This window comes from Clostridium sp. AF22-10 (genome assembly GCF_003478725.1).
GTDB lineage: Bacteria > Bacillota > Clostridia > Lachnospirales > Lachnospiraceae > Otoolea > Otoolea fessa.
This window is the reverse complement of record NZ_QUFZ01000003.1, coordinates 201,712-224,336: the sequence shown is the minus strand read 5'-3', so window position 1 is coordinate 224,336 and position 22,625 is coordinate 201,712. Positions and strand designations below refer to the sequence as shown.

15 protein-coding genes and 1 pseudogene are annotated in these 22,625 nt (G+C 47.0%); 14 read left to right on the top strand and 2 right to left on the bottom strand.

Going from position 1 to position 22,625, the window contains the following annotated elements:
- Window positions 1-33: 33 nt before the first annotated feature.
- Together DWX91_RS03620 and DWX91_RS03615 are read right to left on the bottom strand one after the other, a co-directional pair.
- Window positions 34-519 carry a hypothetical protein gene (locus DWX91_RS03620; RefSeq protein WP_107000334.1) on the bottom strand — a complete coding sequence of 162 codons (486 nt, stop codon included), beginning with the start codon at window positions 517-519 and terminating at the stop codon, window positions 34-36.
- Window positions 520-658: 139 nt separating this feature from the next.
- Window positions 659-4,914, bottom strand: a pseudogene (locus DWX91_RS03615) (acyl-CoA dehydratase activase-related protein).
- A 351-nt stretch (window positions 4,915-5,265) separates the two neighbouring features.
- Here DWX91_RS03615 and DWX91_RS03610 point away from each other — a divergent pair.
- The 14 genes from DWX91_RS03610 to DWX91_RS03540 all read left to right on the top strand — a co-directional run bounded on the left by DWX91_RS03610 (window position 5,266) and on the right by DWX91_RS03540 (window position 22,576).
- Window positions 5,266-6,108, top strand: coding sequence for a rhomboid family intramembrane serine protease (locus DWX91_RS03610; RefSeq protein ID WP_118467897.1), 843 nt, complete (start codon window positions 5,266-5,268; stop codon window positions 6,106-6,108).
- 112 nt (window positions 6,109-6,220) lie between these two features.
- A complete protein-coding gene (pyk, locus tag DWX91_RS03605; protein ID WP_265104138.1) occupies window positions 6,221-7,675 on the top strand; it encodes a pyruvate kinase in 1,455 nt (484 codons plus the stop codon).
- Window positions 7,676-8,086: 411 nt separating this feature from the next.
- Window positions 8,087-9,352 carry a diaminopimelate decarboxylase gene (locus DWX91_RS03600; RefSeq protein ID WP_118467901.1) on the top strand — a complete coding sequence of 422 codons (1,266 nt, stop codon included), beginning with the start codon at window positions 8,087-8,089 and terminating at the stop codon, window positions 9,350-9,352.
- Window positions 9,353-9,520: 168 nt separating this feature from the next.
- Complete coding sequence (locus DWX91_RS03595) at window positions 9,521-9,961, top strand: RbsD/FucU domain-containing protein (RefSeq protein WP_118472097.1); 441 nt, start codon at window positions 9,521-9,523, stop codon at window positions 9,959-9,961.
- 14 nt (window positions 9,962-9,975) lie between these two features.
- Window positions 9,976-11,067 carry a sialidase family protein gene (locus tag DWX91_RS03590; protein ID WP_118472096.1) on the top strand — a complete coding sequence of 364 codons (1,092 nt, stop codon included), beginning with the start codon at window positions 9,976-9,978 and terminating at the stop codon, window positions 11,065-11,067.
- Between the two features lie 499 nt (window positions 11,068-11,566).
- A complete protein-coding gene (locus DWX91_RS03580) occupies window positions 11,567-12,298 on the top strand; it encodes an MFS transporter (protein ID WP_118481821.1) in 732 nt (243 codons plus the stop codon).
- 404 nt (window positions 12,299-12,702) lie between these two features.
- Entirely contained in the window at window positions 12,703-13,245 is a 543-nt protein-coding gene (locus tag DWX91_RS03575) for a TRAP transporter small permease (protein ID WP_118467909.1), read from the top strand.
- A complete protein-coding gene (locus DWX91_RS03570; protein ID WP_118467911.1) occupies window positions 13,238-14,533 on the top strand; it encodes a TRAP transporter large permease in 1,296 nt (431 codons plus the stop codon). The genes DWX91_RS03575 and DWX91_RS03570 overlap by 8 nt, the downstream gene beginning before the upstream one ends.
- A 50-nt stretch (window positions 14,534-14,583) precedes the next feature.
- Window positions 14,584-15,672: a TRAP transporter substrate-binding protein DctP gene (gene dctP / locus DWX91_RS03565; protein WP_118467912.1), complete on the top strand. Its 1,089-nt coding sequence runs from the start codon at window positions 14,584-14,586 to the stop codon at window positions 15,670-15,672.
- A gap of 128 nt (window positions 15,673-15,800) precedes the next feature.
- Entirely contained in the window at window positions 15,801-16,703 is a 903-nt protein-coding gene (locus tag DWX91_RS03560) for a fructoselysine 6-kinase (protein ID WP_118467914.1), read from the top strand.
- A gap of 29 nt (window positions 16,704-16,732) precedes the next feature.
- The gene (locus DWX91_RS03555; protein ID WP_118467916.1) at window positions 16,733-17,569 is read left to right on the top strand and encodes a sugar phosphate isomerase/epimerase family protein; all 837 of its coding nucleotides are present in this window, start codon (window positions 16,733-16,735) and stop codon (window positions 17,567-17,569) included.
- A gap of 168 nt (window positions 17,570-17,737) precedes the next feature.
- On the top strand, window positions 17,738-19,801 hold the full coding sequence (locus tag DWX91_RS03550) for a hydantoinase/oxoprolinase family protein (RefSeq protein WP_118467918.1): 2,064 nt from the start codon (window positions 17,738-17,740) through the stop codon (window positions 19,799-19,801).
- Between the two features lies 1 nt (window position 19,802).
- Window positions 19,803-21,581, top strand: coding sequence for a hydantoinase B/oxoprolinase family protein (locus DWX91_RS03545; protein ID WP_118481819.1), 1,779 nt, complete (start codon window positions 19,803-19,805; stop codon window positions 21,579-21,581).
- On the top strand, window positions 21,578-22,576 hold the full coding sequence (locus DWX91_RS03540) for an SIS domain-containing protein (protein ID WP_118472095.1): 999 nt from the start codon (window positions 21,578-21,580) through the stop codon (window positions 22,574-22,576). The genes DWX91_RS03545 and DWX91_RS03540 overlap by 4 nt, the downstream gene beginning before the upstream one ends.
- Window positions 22,577-22,625: the final 49 nt, after the last annotated feature.

The window sequence follows — 22,625 nt, the reverse complement described above, 5'->3', positions numbered from 1 at the left end:
CGTTCTTTTTGCATATTTATATTCGATTCGATGCTACTCAACCGTCCCGGCGTCTTTGATATAGGAAATGAAACTCTTCTTGATCGAGGTCACGATTTCTTTGCATTGTGTATATTCTTCGCTGTCGCTGGCATACTGCTCGTCGTAGTGCGGATCCAGAATGAAGATCTTGTTGCCGCAGAAGCCTAAGATGGTGCAGCCGTTTAAATCGCGGTAATGCGTGTCCTCAAATGCGAGAATGCGGAAGAGAAGTCCGCCTCCGTTGGCTTCATAGGCTGTTTTTTCATATACCTCGTAGGAATCCCCGCTCGGAACCATGATGAGTCTCGAAAATGCCTGGGATGGAAGTTTGAATGAAAAATCGTCGGTAATTACTTTGGAGCCGGTCAGCTCGATGGAGAGGTTGTCCGGGTCCTCCTGAGAAAAACTCACAACCTGTGCGGAATAATCAGCTGCATAAGACGGCGTCACGTAGAGAGCCGCAGCCAGAGCCGCGCAGAGGAATAATTTTGATTTCATCCTGAGATCTCCTTTTAGTCTGTCTTTTTGTTCCCCTATATAGAAGATAGGCTATGGAATCCATAGCCTATCTTAAACTCCATATAAATTTATTATAGCACAGACGTCTTTAAAAGTCAGCTGGAAATTTTATCCAAAATCATCCAATTCTCGAATCTTTTTTCCCTTCTGACAGGTTCTTCTGTGCGGTGGAAAGCATCAGTTTGATACGATTCAACTGATTGACTTCACTGGCACCCGGATCGTAGTCTACGGCGATGATATTCGCCTCTGGATGGCTGGCGCGCAGTTCCTTGATGACGCCTTTTCCGACGATGTGGTTCGGCAGGCAGCCGAACGGCTGGGTGCAGATGATGTTCGTCGTGCCGCTGTGAATCAGTTCCAGCATCTCGCCGGTCAGGAACCATCCCTCGCCGGTCTGATTGCCGAGGGAAACGTAATGCTTCGCCATCGACGCCAGATCCTGAATCCGTGCAGGCGGAAGGAAATGTGTGCTGCGTTCCAGTTCGCGGCGGCAGGTGCGGCGGAAATACTCCAGCAGGGAGATTCCCATGTTGCACAGGTGTGCGGTGGAACGTTTGCCGCCCAGATTGTCGGCTTTGAAGTTGCTGTTGTAGAAGCAGTAAAGCAGGAAATCAAGCAGATCCGGCATTACAGCCTCGGCACCCTCGGCTTCCAGAAGCTCTACCACGTGGTTGTTTGCTAACGGGGAGAATTTTACCAGGATCTCGCCGACAATGCCAACCCTCGGTTTTTGGACATTGCGTCTTGGAAGTTCGTCGAAGTCATGAACAATACCGCGGATGTTGCGGTTAAACTCTGCCATGGATAAAGAACGTTTCTGCAGTGATTTGATGCAGATTGCTTTCCATTTCTCATGCAGGGCGTTGGCGGAGCCGGCTTTTGCTTCGTATGGGCGGGTCGCATAGAGAACACGCATGAAGAGGTCGCCGTAGACAACCGCCTGCATTGCTTTGGTAAGAAGCGGCAGGGTGATTTTAAAGCCCGGATTCGTCTCCATGCCGTTGGCATTTAACGAGATAACCGGAATCTGCGGCATACCGGCGCGCTCTAAGGCACGGCGGATAAAGCCGATATAGTTGGAAGCACGGCAGCCGCCGCCGGTCTGGCTCATGATAACGGCTGTGTGCTCTAAGTCGTATTTGCCGGAGAGCAGCGCATCCATGATCTGACCAACCACGATCAGGGACGGGTAGCAGGCGTCGTTGTTGACGTACTTAAGTCCTGTGTCGACAGCGGTACGGTCGGAGTTCTGCAGTACCTCCAGGTTGTAACCACAGCTTCGGACTGCCGGTTCGATGAGGTCGAAATGGATCGGCGACATCTGCGGGCAGAGGATTGTGTAGTTTTTCTTCATTTCCTTCGTGAAATAAACACGGCTGTATGCGCTGGAAACGATCGGTTTATGGTAGTGGCGCATCTCGCGCACACGGATTGCGGCGATCAGGGAGCGCACACGGATACGTGCGGCGCCGAGGTTGTTGACCTCGTCGATCTTGAGCAGCGTATAAATTTTGCCGGAGCGGGTCAGAATATCATTGACCTGATCAGTAGTAACTGCGTCCAGACCGCATCCGAAGGAGTTGAGCTGGATCAGATCCAGGTTTGGCTGTGTCTTCACATAGGAAGCTGCCTCGTAGAGGCGGGAGTGGTACATCCACTGGTCGGTGACGATCAGCGGACGGTCAACGCGTCCTAAATGGGAGACGGAGTCCTCGGTCAGCACGGCAAAACCGTAGGAAGTGATGAGTTCCGGAATGCCATGGTTGATCTCCGGATCTACATGGTACGGTCTGCCTGCCAGCACGATGCCGTGGTGTCCGGTTTCTTTTAACCAGGCGATGACTTCCTCGCCCTTCTTTTCCATATCCTGACGGGAGGCGATGAGTTCCTGCCATGCCTTGTGAGCGGCGGCGCGGATCTCTTTCTCCGGGATCGACTGATCCCTGGTAAATTCTTCGACCAGACGTTTTGTCAGGATTTCCTCATTTGTAAATGCCATAAACGGATTCCGGAAATGTACCTTGTGATCCGTCAGGGATTCTACGTTGTTTTTGATGTTTTCCGCGTAGGATGTGACCATCGGGCAGTTGTAGTGATTTCCCGCTTCCGGGGTTTCGTTGCGCTCGTAAGGAACGCACGGATAGAAAATGTAGGTCAGTCCCTGGCGGATCAGCCATTCGATATGACCGTGCGCGAGTTTTGCCGGGTAGCACTCGGATTCGCTCGGGATTGATTCAATACCAAGTTCGTAGATCTGTCTTGTCGATTTCGGGGACAGAACGGTGCGGTACCCCAGTTCCCTGAAGAAGACTGCCCAGAACGGATAGTTTTCATACATATTCAGGACACGTGGGATGCCGACGGTACCGCGCGGCGCCAGATCGGCGGTCAGCGGTTCATAATCGAACATACGGTGGTATTTATAGTCGAATAAGTTCGGAATGTCTTTTTTCTGTTTGTTGCCGCCCAGTCCGCGCTCACAGCGGTTTCCGGTCACGAACTGACGTCCGCCATCGAAACGGTTGATCGTCAGGACGCAGTGGTTTGTACAACCCTGGCAGCGTGCCATCGTCGTCTTGTAGGTCAGGCTTAAGATCTTGTCGATCGGCAGCATCGTGGTCGTCTTGGAAGCATCGTAGCGCTCACGGGCAATCAGAGCCGCGCCGTAGGCACCCATGATACCGGCAATGTCCGGGCGGACTGCCTCACAGCCGGAGATCTTCTCAAAACTGCGGAGAACCGCATCGTTATAGAAGGTACCGCCCTGTACGACCACGTGTTTTCCGAGATCGGAGGCGTTGGTAATCTTGATACCTTAAACAGGGCGTTTTTGATGACGGAGTAAGCCAGCCCGGCAGAAATATCTGCGACGGAAGCGCCCTCTTTCTGCGCCTGTTTGACGTTAGAGTTCATGAAAACAGTACAGCGGGTACCGAGGTCGGTCGGATTTTTGGCAAAGAGTGCCTCCTTGGCAAAATCCTGTACGCTGTAATTTAAGGATTTAGCAAATGTCTCGATAAAGGAGCCGCAGCCGGACGAACAAGCTTCGTTGAGCTGTACGCTGTCTACGGTGCCGTCCTTGATCTTGATGCATTTCATATCTTGACCGCCGATATCAAGGATGCAGTCTACATCCGGCTCAAATGCCGCCGCTGCGTAGTAGTGGGAGATCGTCTCGACCTCGCCCTCATCCAGCATCAGGGCAGATTTTAAGAGCGCTTCACCGTAACCGGTGGAGCAGGAATAAGCGATCTGTGCTTTCTCAGGAAGCTGGTCGTGGATCTCCTGCATCGCGCGGATCGCCGTCGCCAGCGGGCTGCCGTTGTTGTTGCTGTAGAAGCGGTATAGAAGAGAGCCGTCCTCGCCGACAAGCGCCACCTTGGTTGTGGTGGAACCGGCGTCAATGCCGAGGTAGCAGTTGCCTTCGTAGGTCGCTAAATCACCTTTTTTGACGTCATGACTTGCATGGCGGGTTCTGAATTTTTCATAGTCAGCTTCATCAGTAAAGAGGGGTTCCATCCGCTTTACCTCGAAATCCATCTTGATGCCGTGGGAAAGCCGTTCGATTAGATCGTGCAGGCTGGCAGTTGTCTTCGGATCAGAGTTCATCGCCGCGCCGATCGCCGCAAACAGATGCGAGTGATCCGGGGCAATGATCTGGTCCGCCCCCAGATTCAGGGTGCGGATAAATGCCGCGCGCAGCTCCGAGAGGAAATGAAGCGGTCCACCGAGAAACGCAACATTGCCGCGGATCGGCTTGCCGCATGCCAGACCGCTGATGGTCTGGTTGACAACCGCCTGGAAAATGGAGGCGGACAGATCCTCTTTGGTTGCGCCTTCGTTGATGAGAGGCTGGATATCCGTCTTGGCGAAAACGCCGCAGCGCGCCGCGATCGGATAGATTGCCTTGTAATTTTTCGCGTACTCATTAAGACCGGATGCGTCCGTCTGAAGCAGCGAAGCCATCTGATCAATAAAAGAGCCGGTGCCTCCGGCGCAGATTCCGTTCATACGCTGGTCGATGCCGCCGGTAAAATAAATAATTTTCGCATCCTCGCCGCCAAGCTCGATGGCAACGTCGGTCTGCGGGGCATAATCCTTCAGGGATGTGGCAACCGCCACAACCTCCTGGACAAATGGAATGCCCAGATGCTTAGAAAGTGTTAAACCGCCAGAACCAGTGATGACCGGCTCAACGGTCAGTGCGCCAAGTTTCTCTTCACCCTCACGGAGCAGGTCCGCGAGCGTCTCCTGTATGTTTGCAAAATGACGTTTATAATCGGCGAAAAGAAGCTTACCGCCGTCTTCAATAATAGATACTTTAACCGTTGTGGAACCGATGTCGATTCCTAATTTTTTACAGGAATTCATGTACAATCGGGGCAGTGCCCTTCCCTCCTTTGTATTACACATGTATTCGGCTATACTTTAACATAGAATAAGGAAGAAAACAATCGGTAGGGTGCGTTAAAAAGATGCTAAAAATGTGCAAAATTTGTTAATATCGCGCATAATGGGAGGAGGGTGTTCCTGTACAAGGAAAGGCATTTTCTGCGTGGAAAATACCGCTTTTTCTGAGTTGGAATGCAGCCGTTACCGATCGCAGGCAGGCACTTTTGGAACCGAATGTGCCGTAAGATAACGTGGTGGAAGCGAGAATATAATTTGACAAAGAATCCGCCGCTCTCTATAATGAAAGGAAAACGGCAAAGGATGTGAATTATGAATTTTTTTAGAAAATTAGAGCGCAAATTCGGCCGGTTTGCGATCCCGAATCTGATGTACTATATCATCATGATGTATGCGGCTGGATTTGTGATGAGCCTGTTTAATCCGTATTTTTACGTGCAGTATCTGGCGCTTGATGCAGCGGCGATCCTGCGGGGACAGGTATGGAGAATCGTGACCTTTCTCGTATGCCCGCCTCAGTCGGGCGTCCTCTTTGCGCTGCTCGCGATGTATCTCTATTATTCGATTGGATCGACGCTGGAGCGCGTGTGGGGAACCTTCCGATTTAATATGTTTTTCTTTATGGGCGTGCTGGGACACATCATTGCGGCATTCCTGGTGTATGGTGTGACCGGCTTTTCGGTGCCGATGTCCCCGTATTACTTAAATGAATCGCTGTTTCTGGCGTTTGCCTGCACTTTCCCGGAGATGCAGTTCCTTCTGATTTTTATTCCGATCCGGGCGAAATACCTCGGAATGATGTATGGAGCGCTTCTGGTCTACAGTTTCTTAACGGGTGGCATTATCGCGAAAATTGAGATTGTTGTTTCGATGCTCAATTTTATCATTTTCTTCCTGATGACGCGTAACTACCGGAAGATCAGCCCGAAAGAGGCGGTCCGCAAGCAGAAGTTCAAAAACGAGATGCAGAAAGCGCAGATTCAGAAAATTTCGCTGACGCATCATAAATGTGCAGTCTGCGGACGCACCGAGAAGGATGATCCGAACCTGGAATTCCGCTATTGTTCGAAGTGTGCGGGAAATCTGGAATATTGCATGGATCATCTGTATACGCATAAACACGTGACCGAAGAAGAATTGAAAGATTCTAAATAGAACCAAGCGGTGGATTGTTTTTTTAGCAGGGGATTTAAATAGGTTGGATGAAGCATACAAAAGAGGTTATAAATGATTCACTGATGGGAAAAATCTCGATAAATGACAGAATATGAGGAGGAATAACGGCATGAAAAAGACAAAGATTGTCTGCACAATGGGACCAAACACCGATAACCGGGAGATTATGAAGGAGTTGGCGTTAAATGGCATGGATGTCGCACGTTTTAACTTTTCGCATGGCGATCATGCGGAGCATAGACATCGTTTGGAGATTCTGGAAAGTGTGCGCGAGGAGCTGGGGATTCCGATCGCATCGCTTCTGGATACCAAGGGACCGGAAATCCGTACCGGCAAATTAAAAGATGGAAAGAAAGTGACGCTGAAAGAGGGCGATCTGTATACTCTGACGACCGAGGAGATTGTGGGGGATGAGACACGCGGCTACATCAACTATGCGGGGCTGGCGGAGGATGTAAAGCCGGGCGACCGCATTTTGATCGATGATGGCCTGATTGAGCTGCACGTGCGGGAGGTCAATGGAACAGACATCGTCTGCCGGATTGAAAATGGCGGCGAGCTGGGCGAGAAGAAGGGTGTCAATGTACCGGGAGTACGGGTCAAGCTTCCGGCGCTGACCGATAAAGATAAGGAAGACATTCGTTTCGGCGTGGATGCAGGCTTTGATTTTGTGGCGGCTTCGTTCGTCCGCAATGCCGATGCGATCCGCGAGATCCGGGAGATTCTGGATGAAAAAGGTTCTGCTATGCAAATTATCGCGAAAATCGAGAATGAAGAAGGAATTGAAAATATTGATTCCATCATTGAGGCGAGCGACGGCATCATGGTAGCCCGGGGCGATATGGGCGTGGAGATACCGGCAGAGAAGGTTCCGCACATTCAGAAGATGATCATCCGCAAGTGTAACTTAGCGTGCAAGGTCGTTATCACGGCGACCCAGATGCTCGATTCAATGATCCGCAACCCGCGACCAACGCGTGCCGAGGTATCGGATGTGGCGAATGCAGTGTATGAGGGAACCGATGCGGTCATGCTGTCCGGCGAGACGGCGATGGGAAGTTACCCGATCGAGGCAGTCCGCATGATGAGCCAGATCGCCGAGGAGTCGGAGAAATATCTGGATTATATGTTCTACCAGAGAAGAAAGGTATCGGCGGAAAATCTTCGAAATATATCTAATACGGTATGTTATTCGTCCGTAGCGACCGCCTCCGATCTGGAAGCGCCGGTCATTGTGGCGCCGAGTGTCAGCGGATTTACGACGAGAATGCTTTCGAAATGGCGTCCGAAAGCATTGATTGCAGGACTTTCCCCGAGCATGACGGCTGTCCGCCAGATGCAGCTCTACTGGGGTGTTAAGCCATTCCATGCAAAACGCGCCGAATCGACGGATGCGCTCTTATTTGCATCGGTGGAATTGCTGAAAGAGAAAGGTATCGTCAAAGAGGGTGAGATTGTGGTTGCAACCGCGGGTGTGGTGACACGTGCCAACCGCCATGAACCGGTAGCTGATACGAATATTATGCGTGTAATGGTGGTAGAGTAGAAACTGGATTCTGCGCCTGAATCTGTGACCGGTTCATAGATGTATCTGGAAAATGATTCAATTTGTCCGGAGTTTGTGTCCTGGCGGAGAAAAGGAGAAAAATACCAGTTACTGTTCACAGGTAGGCACTTTTGGAACCGAAAGTGCCGTAAGAAAACGTGGTGGCAGCAGGAATTTGCCGTATTTAAATGCGAAGCCACGGCAAATTCCGTTACTGGGCACGTATGCGTGAACAGTAACAAATACCGCCCATTTGTGGGCGTTTTTCGGGAAATCAGTTGATAAAACACGGTTTTTGGTGTATAAATAGTAGCAGGACAAAGGAGTCTGGGCGTGCCGGGAGTAGTGTATGTTCCCGGTAGTCCAGACTTTTTAGTTTTATATGTAGATTTTAGTTCGGAGGATGTAAAAGTGGAGAAGAAACCATTTGTAACACGGGAGCAGCTGGAGGAGATCAAGAAAACATACCCGACACCGTTCCACCTGTATGATGAAAAGGGAATCCGCGAGAATGGCGAGCGCCTGATGCGTGCATTTTCCTGGAACAAGGGATTCAGAGAGTATTTTGCTGTAAAGGCAACACCGAACCCATTTGTAATTGATATTTTAAAGAAACTTGGATGCGGCGTGGACTGCTCTTCGCTGACAGAGCTTATGATGGCAAAGGCGATGAAGTACGATGGCGAGAAGATCATGTTCTCCTCCAACGATACACCGCCGGAGGAATTCAAGATGGCTGCCGAGCTGGGCGCGATCATCAACCTTGATGATTTTACGCACATTGATTTCCTGGAGAAGACGATCGGTTATATTCCGGAGACGATCAGCTGCCGTTACAATCCGGGCGGACTGTTCAAGATCAGCAATGATATCATGGACAACCCAGGCGATGCGAAATACGGTATGACAACCGAGCAGTTATTTGAGGCATTCAAGGTGTTGAAAGCAAAAGGTGCGAAACATTTCGGTATCCATGCTTTCCTTGCAAGCAATACGGTTACAAATGAGTATTATCCGATGCTTGCGAAGGTATTATTTGAGGTGGCGGTCAAGCTGAAAGAAGAGACCGGCGCAGATATTAAATTTATCAACCTGTCTGGTGGCGTTGGCATTCCTTACCGCCCGGATCAGGAGCCGAACGATATCTTTGCAATCGGCGAGGGCGTCCGCAAGGTTTATGAGGAAGTTCTGGTTCCGGCTGGCATGGGCGATGTAGCGCTTTATACAGAGATGGGACGTTTCATGCTGGCGCCGTATGGCTGCCTTGTGACAACGGCAATCCATGAGAAACACACCTACAAAGAGTATATCGGTGTGGACGCGTGTGCAGTCAACCTGATGCGCCCGGCGATGTACGGCGCATACCATCACATCACGGTCATGGGAAAAGAGAACGAGCCGTGCGACCACAAATACGATGTAACCGGTTCCCTGTGCGAGAACAATGATAAATTTGCGATTGACCGGATGCTTCCGAAGATTGATATGGGCGATATCCTTGTCATCCATGATACCGGCGCACATGGTTTTTCGATGGGCTACAACTACAACGGAAAGCTGCGTTCGGCTGAACTGCTCCTGAAAGAGGATGGTTCCGTGGAGATGATCCGCCGGGCAGAGACACCGAAGGATTATTTTGCGACCTTTGATTTCTGTGATCTGTTTAAGAATATTTAGTCCATAAAAAATTGAAAAAGAACGGATTCTGTACAAGATGTGACAGAGTCCGTTCTTTTTATGCCATATTTTATCGAAAGCATTGACTTTTTTGTTCTTTCCTCTATACTTATCATATAACGTAATGACATTATATAACATAATGCTGCAAAAAGGAGGAAGTAGTATATGATTAAGAACACGGTGATTAACGCAGAGCTTGGATATGCATTAGCCACGGCCCGCCATAAGGATGCAATTGTGATTTGTGATGCTAATATGCCGATTCCGGATGGCTGCAATGTAATTGATGTGTCACTGATAAGAGGAGTTCCAACCCTTGAACAGACGATGTGCGCAATCATGAACGACCTGGTGGCAGAGCGTTACGAAGTGTTTGAGTTAATGCCCCAGTATAATGATGCTATGTATCAAAAGATTCAGTCGCTGCTGCCGCAGCTGCCTGGCGGAACCATCAGCCAGGATCGCTTAACGGAAACGATGCAGAAGGCCAAAGTCGTAGTGCGTACCGGTGATTTTGGCAGCTGCTGTACGATGGTATTATATTCAGCCTCCGGAATGGATAAATATGTAAAACAATATGACTGTTCTTTTTCACTGGAGAAGTAAGATAGGAGGACCATATGGCAGAAAAAAAATATACCCGGATTGTGGTAGAAGAAAATAATGAGCATGGTTTTGATTCCTATCGCGTACCGGGAATCGTGACAGCCTCCAATGGGGATTTGCTCCTGACCTATGAAGGAAGAAAAGGTGGAGGAAACAGCCGAACTCTGTTTTTAAGAAGATATCGCATGATAGGTGAAACGATAGAGCCAATCGGCGAGCGGGTTACGATGGTTTCTCCCAAAGACGATGAGCTGATTCATAATCCCTTGTTAATAGCAGCAGCGGAGGGAAAGCTCTATTTTTTCTGGTGTCAGGATTATAAGAGATTATTTTTGAAAGAAAGCGATGATAATGGTGTTTCATTTGGAACGGAAAGGGAGTTGACATCCCTGATTGACGGATTCCGGAAAGAATGGCCGGTTACATTGTGGGCGATTGCACCTGGTCATGGAATAAGCAAAAAAGATGGGACACTGATACTTCCATTGTGGCTGAGCCGTGGGGAAAATGCCCATCTCCCAGCTTGTTTTGCATGTCTATCCAGTCAGGATCAAGGAAAAACATGGAGATGCAGCAGTGTAGTTCCGGCGGGAAACGGGGTTGGCGATCCCACAGAAAGCTCCGTGGCAGAACGGAGTGATGGAACACTGCTTGCAACCATGCGCCATGAAATTCCGGGAGTCAGAAGAAGAGCTTTTTGTGAAAGCAAAAAAGAGATAGATGGGGAAGATACTATACGCTGGGGAGAACCCTGGTTAAATCAAGAACTTCCGGATCCAATCTGTGGAGGCGCTCTTTTGTCACTGTCAGATGGGAAGATGGCTTTTGTTAATTGTGCCTATGGAGATGAACCGGCGCTGGAACGGCAGAAACAGGGAGAGTCTGTTCGCTGGAGTCTTGACGCTCGTCAGAAGCTCACGATTCGGCTTAGTAAAGATGATGGTGTTACATGGAACGATGGACTTATGATAGCAGAAGAAGGGGGAGCATCGGATCTTGCAGGAAAGGATGCGATTGCTTGCTTTTACGAGGAAGGCTGGCAGGATGGAAACTGTATTTTTAATCAGAGATTATCGCTGGCGGTTATTCCTTTGGTTTTGTTATGACTGGGGCGGGAAAAGATACATTAGTGAAAGGGAAAAGGAGCTGTACTGTTCTGTTTTTTTCGGCTTATTTTATTTATTATGCGGTCTATTGTGTCTTTTCGAGTTTCATCGTTTTGTTTTTAACAGAGCAGGGCTATAGCGCCACAGTCTGCGGAATTATTACCAGTTTGACATTTTTGGCCAATCTTTTGATGGAACCGGTGGGAGGCTATATAACAGATACATTTCTGCCCACCAGAAGATACCTTTTAGTTTGTATCGGTATCGTATCAATGGTGTGTGCTTTTTGCACAAAATTCATGAACCAGTCATGGCTGCTTCTGCCGGGGCTGGTTCTGGCAGCCGGATTGGCCTATCCCTTTAGTCAGCTGATGGATGCCTGGGTTAATTTAAGTAAGGAAAGTTATCCGGGATTGATATACAGCCGGATTCGTGCCGGTGGTTCCATTGGATTTGCAGTGATGTCAGTGATTGGAGGATTTTATTTCAAACACTGGGGATGGAATCGTTATTTTCAGATGCAGATTCTTTTATTTCTTATGATGATTCCATTTCTCATCCTGCTTCCGGATACCAGGCTTGGCAATCATCGAAAGAAAGGGGAGGCAGAGAAAAGTCTTTCGTTTGTTCAGGCGTTTCAGCAATTGGTAAAAAGCGTCGTTTTTTGTTTTGTTTAACAATAAGCACTCTTTATTGGTTCAGTCATCGGCCAGTTGGCAGCTTCCTGTCATTGATTATTGCGGAGCGTGGAGGAGATGCGGAATTATTTGGAAATGTTTGTGGAATAGGAGCTGCAGTAGAGTTTTTGAGTCTGCTTTTGTTAGCCTATATTGGAAAAAAGAAAACCTATCCGGCCCTCTGGGGGATGGCAGCAGCTTTGGGCACAAACCTGCTTCGTCCGATTTGCTTTCAGCTTTTTTCGGGTGAGTGGTCTCTTTATCTGGGGCAGATTCTTCAGTCCGTCAGTTTTGCCCTTTATATGAGTGCCAGCGTAGAGTGTTTTGCGGAAACATCGGATGAACGTCTGAAAAGCTTTAGTATTTCCATTGGTCTAACCATCAGCAGTGTGATCGGAACCGTATGTGCAAACATGGCAGGGGGGAAGCTGTGCGATCTGTTTTATCCGGAATTCTTGATTCTCTTTAGCTTTTTGTTGGGAAGCATGAACCTCCTATTTTTTATTCTTGTTTTTTTAAAAGAGAGGCTTGACAATAAAAAGATGCAGTGTTAGAATGAGAGACATCAAAAGATTATATAATGTTATAAGATGAAAGTGGAACTGCTCTCCAACGAAGGAGAGAGTTCCACTTTTTGCGTATAATAACGCAAATGAATCAAAAGTTGGCAAAATTTACAAAAAAGAAAGGAGAAAACCTATGATAATATAAAAAGCGACGATGAAAAATAAATTTATACTTGCAAAATGAATCAAAGTATGGTAAAAATAACATAACGATATATGATGTCTTTGAAGGCATTATAATATAAGGGGATCTGGACGAGTATTTGAATGGATAGGTCGGCCAGAGCAGAGAAAACCAGGAACCCCTTATAGCACATGACATTATATGATAGAAATTAATTTTAAAGGAAGGAGAGTACGTATTCGCAGCAGCGAAGCGCGGCAATTAGAGTATGAAGAAAAGTATCTATTCAATTGGTAAGGCTATGGATAAAGCGAATAGTGTGGTGGAAGTATTTACCGGATACATGATATTCGCTTTTATGGCACTATTGTTCCTTCAGGTATTGATGCGTTTTATATTTAAGCACCCTATATACGGAATTGATGAATGTGTAACAGCGTTGATGATATGGTCCATGTGTCTTGGATGGTGTACCGTTTATTGGGACAATGGTCATGCAGTTCTGGAGTTTATCATGAACCGTATGCCAAAGGCATTTCGCAGAGGAATGTTTACATTTACGAACTTTTTGATTGTTGTGATAAGCTGGGTTTATATTCCGGCATCCTGGCAGCTGTTTCAGATGCAGAAGAAGATGCCTCCCGTTGGAGGACTTCCTATCAGCAAGGGTTATTACTATGCATTGCCGGTTCTGGTGATGGGAGTGATTATGCTGGTAATGTCTGCATATAAGGCAATCGCATTTGTAATTACCGGAGATGAATCCATCTGTGTACCGGTAGAAAAGGAAGGAGGCGGTCTTCTTGACTAATCTGGATCCCTATTTAGCCGTCTATTTTATCACCTTTGTGGTATTAATTCTTCTGGAAGTACCGATTGCATACGCAATGCTGGCTTCAGCGTTTGAATTCATTGTATTTAACCATCAATCATTTGTTATGTTTGCACAGAAAACAGCAAACTCCCTGGCTGATTTCAACATGCTGGCATTACCGGCATTCCTCTTTGTAGGATGCTTTATGAATGAAGTGGGACTAACGGACCGACTATTTGGAATGTTTGAAAAATGGATCGGTCATCTCCCGGGAGGACTTGCACATGCCAATGTATTATCTTCCATGGTATTTGCCGGAATGTCCGGTTCCGCTCTGGCAGATGCCGGAGGACTTGGAACCATTGAGGTAAGTGCGATGTCAAAAGCCGGATACGATCCAGACTTCTCAGTAGCAGTAACGGCAGCATCCGCAGGTATCGGACCGATTATTCCGCCGTCCATCAACTTCGTTGTCTGGGCATTCTTAAGCCAGACCTCCACACTGGCTATGTTCCAGGCTGGTATGGGACCGGGTGTCCTGATGGGCGTGGCCATGATGATCTGGATTCCGATTGCAGTGAAAACCCAGCACATTGCCTGCCCGCGGGCACCGAAGGCATCCTGGGGCGAGCGATTCCACTCTCTGTATACATCACTTCCGGCACTGGGTGGCCCGGCTATCCTGGTACTTGGCATTATGACCGGTATCTTTACTCCTACAGAGTGTTCCGTTGTAGCAGCTATGTATTGCGTCATCCTGGCTATCTGCTTAAAACGTTTCAGCTTTAAGATGCTGACAAAGGCATTAAAGGATACATTAGCCAGCGCGGGTATGTCCATGTGTCTGTGTGCAACCGGTCTTGTATTTAACTGGGTAATTGTAACCAGTGGTCTGATTGGTTTTATGACAACTCTTCTGATGTCCTTAGGAAATAAAATCATCATTCTTTTAGTATTAAATGCAATGTTATTATTCCTGGGCTGCTTTATTGGTTCCATGCAGATTTTGATTATGGTGGCACCGCTTCTTATGAATCTGGCAACGGCTCTTGGTATGAGCTATGTTCAGATGGGTGTTATGGCCGTACTGAATGTAACACTTGGATTAATCACTCCGCCGATGGCACCAGCGTTGTTTGTAACAGCGAAGGCGACCGGTAATAAATTTGAAACTGCACTGAAATATACGGTACAGTTTCTGATCCCGATGTTTATTACACTGATGATTACAACATTCTGGGAGCCGCTGACCATGTTCCTTCCGAGACTGTTAGGATCCATGTAAGAGTAAGAGATTAAGATAGTATAAAGTACACAATTTAAGGAGGAAAGTTTATGAAGAAAAAAATTGCACTTGTCCTGACGGCAGCCATGGCAGTAGGCACATTAGCAGGCTGTGGATCGTCCACTGCACAGACAACCACATCGGAGCAGGCCTCCGCACAGACCACCGATAAGACTGAAGGAGGAGCTGATACAGTAGAAACAAAACCGGCTCCGGCTGGAGCTAAGGTTGTCAAATTCGGTAACTCCGGAGCCATCGGAGAGCCGGCACCGCAGTCCTGTGAAGAGTTCTGTGATCTGGTAAATGATAAGATCGGTGACAGATATTACTTTGAGTTTTATCCCGCAGAGCAGCTTGGCAATGAGACCACGATGCTGGAGAACCTTCAGGTAGGACTGCAGGAGGGCATGATGTGTGCCTTAGATACCCTGGCAACTTATGAATCTGATTTAAACATTCTTTCCATGGCATTTGCATTTAACAATTACGATTCCATGATTAATTACTTAAAGAGTGATGTGGCAGATCCAATCTGGGAGAGCCTGGATAATCAGGGAATTCACGTAGTAAACTTCGAATTCCAGAAGAATCCGCGTATCTTCTTTGCAAACAAAGAGATCAAGAGCCCGAAAGATATGGTTGGCATGAAATATCGTATTCCGAACCTTCCGATCTTTGAGAAAAATGCGAGAGCGATGGGAGCAACACCGGTTGTAGTTGCCTGGTCCGAATATCCATTTGCTTTAATGCAGGGCGTAGTTGACGGTGGTGAGTGTTCGAAAGACTCCTATCGTTCTGCAGGCCTCTATGAGTCTGCAAAATATGTAGCAGATGTGGATTACGCATATCCGGTTGAGCAGATCTGCTTCTCCACTCAGTTCTGGAACAGCTTATCGGAAGAAGATCAGAAAGTAATTTCTGATGCAGCAGCACAGGTAGCTTCTCATCATTCTGAAAGAACTCTCGACAAGTGGGAGGAAGATAAAGAGTGGTTAATTAACGAAGGCGGCGTAACATTCTGTGACATTGATCGCCAGGCATTTATTGATGCAGCAGAACCGTTAGGAAAAGAGCTTCAGGATGAAGGCTTCTTTACAACCAAGGATCTTTATGATCAGACTCGTCAGTTTAATAAATAAGTAAAATTTAAATTAAGAATAATGCTGCCGCTTGGGACAGAACTGCCAGGGAATGGCGGCCTCTTCCAGGCGGCCGCTTTTCGTTTCAAAACAAATTCAATCGATAAAAATACAGGAGGAAACAGAAAATGCTGAAAGTATTAGGTCTTGGAGATAATGTGTGTGATGTATATCTGCATACCGGAACCATGTATCCGGGTGGTCAGGCAGTAAATTTTGCGGTATATGCAAGAATGCTGGGAGCAGAATCGGATTTTATGGGAGTATTTGGAAAGGATGCAGTAGCGGATCACGTGCAGGCATCTTTAGATGCACACGGAGTCGGACACAGTCATTGCCGCATCTATGAAGGAGAAAATGGCTTTGCCAGAGTAACCCTTGTAGATGGAGATCGTGTATTTAAAGGAAGCAATAAAGGTGGTGTTCTGCAGCAGCATCCAATTTATCTGGAAAAAGAGGATTTGGAATATGCGGATGGTTTTAATTTGATTCATACAACCAACAATGGGTTTACCGATGGGCTGCTTCCAGCCCTGCATGGACTTTCTCCCTTGGTAAGCTATGATTTTTCGTATCGCTGGAATGAGGAAGACAGGGTGGAACGTGTATGCCCATATATTGATTTTGCATTTCTATCCTGTAGTGATCTGAATGATGAGGAGACAGAAAAACTGTGCCGGAAGCTGTATGAAAAGGGATGCAGTGTGGTGACAGCTACCCGTGGAAGTAAGGGAGCAACGGTTTTTGATGGGGAGCGGTTTTATTGCCAGCTGCCGGATTATGTCACTCCGGTGGATACCATGGGAGCCGGAGACAGCTTTGCCACTGCTATGCTGATTACCATCTTGAAAAAGCTGGAAACACAACCGGAGGGAAGCTGGAAAAACAGTGAGATAAGGGCAGAGATACTTCCGGAGGCATTGAAAGCGGCAGCTGTATTTTCAGCAGGAACCTGCTTGAAGAATGGTGCCTTTGGAGACGGTGTGCCGGTACCGAAGTCTGAGCATGACCGGATTTACAGAGAATTATAAAAACAAAAATAAAAAAGGAAGTGAGGGTCATGGTGCAGATATCAAAGGAACGATTTGCACTGGGGAGCTATCAGTATCTGCGGTATCCGTTCGAGTACTTTCTGGATACGGCTGTTTTACTGGGAATGCAAAATGTGGAACTCTGGGCAGCAGGTCCGTCCTTCTGTCTGGATACGATGGACGAAGCGCAGCTGAAAGAAAAAGCTGCTCAGATTCGGAGCCGTGAGCTTTCAGTATGCTGTATCACGCCGGAGCAATGCCAGTATCCGGTCAATCTGGCAGCAGAAGATGAAAAAATACGTGAATATAGCATACGCAATTTTGAACGTGCATTTTATGCAGCAGAAATATTGAACTGCCCAAAGGTGTTGGTTTCAGCTGGATGCGGTTATTTCAACAAACCAGTGGAGGATGCGTGGAAGCGGAGCGAAGAGAGCCTGCATCGTTTGTCAGAAAAGGCTCAGAAAATGGGTATTTTACTTGTGCTGGAGACATTGACACCTCTGTCTTCGAACGTGCTGAACACGCCGGAGCAGCAGAAAGAGATGATTTCCCTTATGCCTTCAGGAAGCATGAAGCCTATGCTGGATATAGGACAAATGGTTTATATGGACCAGAAGATAGAACGTTACTTAGCCCATGGAGCAGAATTATCACATATTCATCTCCATGATTCCCACCCGGCGGTTCACATGGCCCTTGGGGATGGGGATCTTCCCATCTGTGAATATCTGGATATTCTTGAATCAGCTGGATATAAGGGAATGTATGCGCTGGAGCAGAATGATCCGAGGTATCGCTCTAATCCAAGGCAGGCAGATATACAGAGCATAAGGTGGCTCAAAAAGCATGGAATTTTTGATTGAAAAAGTATTGACAAATGACGGAAAGAAGAGTATGTTATCAGTAAAGGAGATATGACGTTATATAACAATATAAACTGTATGATGTCAATATCCTGAAAAGTCCGGATGGGTAAACGACCATACCCGGAAGGTGCAGCTTGAAAAATACACTACATAGGAGGAAATACTATGTCATATATGATTGGCGTAGACGTTGGAGGAACGTTTACAGATTTTTCTGTTTTTAATCAGGAAACAGGTGAGTTGTTCAATTACAAGGATAGTTCCACACCGGCGGATCCGTCCAGAGCAATTGTAAAGGGCGTGCAGGATGTATTAGAGATTAAGAAAGCAGCTCCGGAAGAAGTTAGTTATCTGGCACACGGTACAACCGTAGGAACGAACGCATTAATCGAGAAGAAAGGTTGCCGCCTTGGCCTTATTACTACCAAAGGATTTAAGGATCTGATGGAAATCGGAACCCAGAGACGTCCTTCTCTTTACAATCTTCAGGCACAGAAACCGTATCCACTGGTTCCGTCCGGTTTAAACTGTACGGTAACAGAGAGAATCCGTTACGACGGAAGTGTTGAGACTCCGCTGGATGAGAACGAAACAAGAGAGGTCGTTCGATACTTAAAAGCACAGGGTGTGACAGCAATTGCAGTTTGTACTTTGTTCTCATTCATTAATCCGGTTCATGAAGAAAGAATTGAAGAGATCATTCATGAAGAGTTCCCGGAAGCATACGTTACGATTTCCAGTAAACTGGCACCGGAGTTCCGTGAGTTCAGCCGTATGAGTACAACGGTTATGAATAGTTATCTGGGACCGGTTATGGAAAAATATGTAAATAATTTCCGTGATTCCATTGCGAAGCTTGGTATTCAGGTAGAGCCCTATGTAACCCAGTCCAATGGTTCCATCATTTCAATAAAAGAAACCATCGACTGCCCGATTAAGACAGCATTGTCCGGACCGAGTGCCGGTGTTATCGCAGCTGCATATATTGGCAAACAGTGCGAAGCAGACAAGATTATTACCTTTGATATGGGTGGTACCAGCGCAGATATTTCCTTAATTGAAAATTATACACCGCAGGTATCGAATGAGCGTTATGTAGAAGGATATCCGGCCAGAATCCCGATGATTAATATTATTACCATCGGTGCCGGCGGCGGTTCCATTGCAAAGATTGATGAAGGCGGTGCCTTAAAGGTAGGACCTAAGAGTGCGGGTGCAACACCTGGACCGGCCTGCTATATGCGCGGCGGTGAGAATCCTTGCGTAACAGATGCCAATATTGTTCTTGGCAAGCTGAATCAGAAGAAGATTCTTGGCGGCAGAATGTATGTAGATATTGAACTGGCTAAAAACGCTGTCAAGACAAAAATTTGTGATAAATCCAATCTGGATATGAAACGTGCAGCGAACGGTATTATCACAGTCGTAAATTCCAACATGGTTCGTGCAATCCGAAGCGTATCCGTAGAAAAGGGATATGATGTCCGCGAATTTAGCCTGATGGCATTCGGAGGCGCCGGCCCGCTTCATGCATGCGAGGTGGCAAAAGAACTGGGAATGAAGGAAGTATTGATTCCGCCGCATCCAGGTACTCTTTGTAGTCTCGGGCTTCTTCTGGCAGATACAAAATTCGACTTATCCAGAACTAAGATCATGAATGGTGAAGCCGGAAACTTAGATGACATCAATGAGCAGTTTGATAACATGGTAGAGCAGGGAACCGGTCTTCTGGATAAAGAAGGTGTTCCGGCAGACAGACGTTACTTTGAATTTGCCGTTGATATGCGTTATCAGCGTCAGAACTTTGAGATCAGCATTCCGGTTCCGGCAGGAAAGATGACGGAAGAGACTTTGAAGAAAGCACTGGCTGATTTCCATGCAGAGCATAAGAGAAGCTACGGCTATTGCAAAGAAGATGCGATTGTACAGTTTGTAAGTTATCGTGTATCCGCTATCGGCGTTATCGATAAACCGGACCTGAAAGCAGCAGAGCTTCATCCGGAGGCACCGATTCCAGAACCGATCGAAGTTCGTCAGGTTCTGTTCCAGAACAGTGATGAGTATGTTGAAACACCGGTCTATTTAAGAGATAAATTTGTTCCGGGTCAGTCGATTCCTGGTCCGTGCATCTGCGAACAGATGGATACTACGTTAGTGGTTCCGAAAGGATGGGTCATCCACGTAGATGGATATCACAACTTAAAGATTCATGATGAGGAGGCGAAGTAAGATGGCAAAACAGATTGATACCGTAACAGTTGAGGTTGTCCGCAATCTTCTGATGTCCATTGCTGAGGAGACTTATGGAATTATTGTCCGCAGTGCATATTCTACTAATATGAAGGAACGACGCGATGTGTGTACTGCAGTCATTGACCCGGATGGAAATAGTGTTGCCCAGGTGGAAAGTTTAGCAGCACTTTTAGGCTCGATGCTGAGTGTAGTTCCGAATATTTATGAAAAATTCGGAAAGGAAAATGTTCAGCCGGGTGATATGTATATTGCCAATGACCCGTATCATGGCGGCGGCAATCATCTGCCGGATATCGTAATCGCAGCACCGGCCTTCGTGGGAGATAAACTGGTTGGTTGGATTGCCAATATTGCGCATCATTCAGATATCGGCGGTAAGGTACCTGGTTCTACATCCGGAGATGCAGATAGCTTATTCCAGGAAGGTATCCGAATTCCGGTAATCCGTATCCGCCAGAATGGAAAACTGATTCCGAGTGTTATGGATCTTCTTCTTGATAATACCAGAGTTCCACAGGAAAGAGAGGGCGACCTGACCGCACAGATGTCAGCAAACCTGATCGGTGTACAGAGAATTCAGGAAGCTTATGCCCGTTATCAGGATGATTTGATTGAGTGCATGAAAGAGCTGGTAGGCTATTCGGAGCGCCGTGTCCGTGCAGTCGTTGCAGAACTTCCGGATGGAGAATACAGCTATACCGATTATGTGGATGGCTGCGGTGACAAATATCCGGATCCGCTTCCGATTAAAGTGAAAATCACCATTAAGGGTGATGACCTGACAATTGATTTTACAGGAACCGCTGAGCAGATTAAAGCACCGATCAATGTGCCGTACCCTTGTACGAAAGCAGCCGTATTCTTCTCCATTAAGGCATTAATGGGAGATGATATCCCAGCCAATGAGGGAATTAACCGTGCGATTAAGATCATTGCACCGAAGGGCTGTATCGTAAATCCGACAGAGCCAAGTCCGATTGGTGCACAGATTGACTGCCAGCAGCGAATCCCGGATGCAATTTTCGGAGCATTGGCACCAATCTTCCCGGATACCGTAGTAACCGCTGGTAATGGTGCTTGTACAACCACCATTTTAGCAGGCGAAGGCGCAATCGGAACAGACAGTGTGTTTATTTTCCACGAGGTTATTGCCGGAGGCGGCGGTGCTTCGAAGGGATTAGATGGTTTATCTGGTGTTCAGGTAAACATGACCAATACCTCTAATATGCCGATTGAGGCAACCGAGATGGAGTTCACAAAGATTCTTGCCAGAAAATATGAACTGAAGGAAGATACAGGCGGTGCCGGCCAGTTTAGAGGCGGTCTTGGTATCGAGCGTGAGTTAGAGATGATGCAGGATGATGTGGCATATACCGGATTAGGTGATCGTCATAAATTCCATCCATGGGGATTAGATGGCGGTAAAGAAGGCGCTGCCGGTGCATTCTACCGTGTAACTCCGGATGGAACTATCACAAAAATGGGACACAAGACAACCAGTTTTCCGTTAAAGAAGGGCGATATCATCCGGGTTGAAACTCCTGGTGCAGGCGGATATGGTGATCCGATGAAGCGTGAGCCGGAAAAGGTATTAAAGGATGTCATTGAGAAAAAGGTGTCTGTAGAGGCAGCGAAAAAAGATTATGGTGTGGTTGTTGTGTCAGATGGAGTTCATTATCAGGTAGACGAACAGGCAACCAAAGCCTCAGAGGATAAGATACGGCAAAACGTAAGAAAGAGAGGATTAATTCTATGATTAAAGGTATGCAGGAAGTCATCGATGTGATGACAAAAGCCAAAGCAGATCTGGATAAAAATGGCGGATTAAAACAGGTTATTTTCGTGGCTTGCGGAGGATCCTTTGCATCCTCCTATCCGGCACGGTTTCTGTTAAATCAGGAGAGTTCTCTGCGTGTTCAGGGATATAACAGCAGTGAGTTCGTGAATGCAACTCCGAAGAATGTAGATAAGAATACACTTGTGATTGGAACCTCCACTAAGGCAACGGCAGAAACCGTGGAAGCATTAAAGGTGGCAAAAGAAAAAGGCGCCGTTACGGTTGGTTTATCCGGATATGCAGATTCTCTGACAGCGCAGACGGCTGATTATTATATTACCTACTATCATGCAGATGAGTGGTATAAGGATCCAACCTTGGTTCATTACAACAGCCAGGGCACGGCGTTAAAGATTGCGTTCTGGCTCTTAAAAGAATATGACAATTATGAGGCATATGACAAGGCTCTGGAAGGATTCGAGAAGCTGGAAACAATTTACGGAAAAGCATATACAGATGTACGTGCGGAGGCAGCTAAATTTGCCATGACCTACAAAGATGATACTGTATGGAATGTAATGTCAAGTGGTGCAGCCTGGGAGGTATCCTATTCAGATGCATTCTGCTTCTTTCAGGAGATGCAGACCGTACACTGTGTTCCGATTCATTCCGGTGAATATTTCCATGGTGCTTTTGAAACCTGTGACAAGGATCTTGCCATTCTCCTGTTCAAGAGCATTGGACGTACAAGACCGGTGGATGAGAGAGCAGAGCGCTTCTTAAATCAGTTTGGCGGCCATCATTGGGTTATCGATGCAGAGAAGCTTGGCTTAGGCGAACTGGATGAGAGAGTCGCAGAATACTTCAATTCACTTCTGTTCCATCCGATTTCCAAGCAGTTTATTTCAGCAATGGCAGATGTGAGAATGCATCCGATGACATATCGCCGTTATATGTGGAAATTTGATTATTAATAGTTGATGTAAAAACAAAAACATAATATGAAAGCAGGCCTGCAATCGT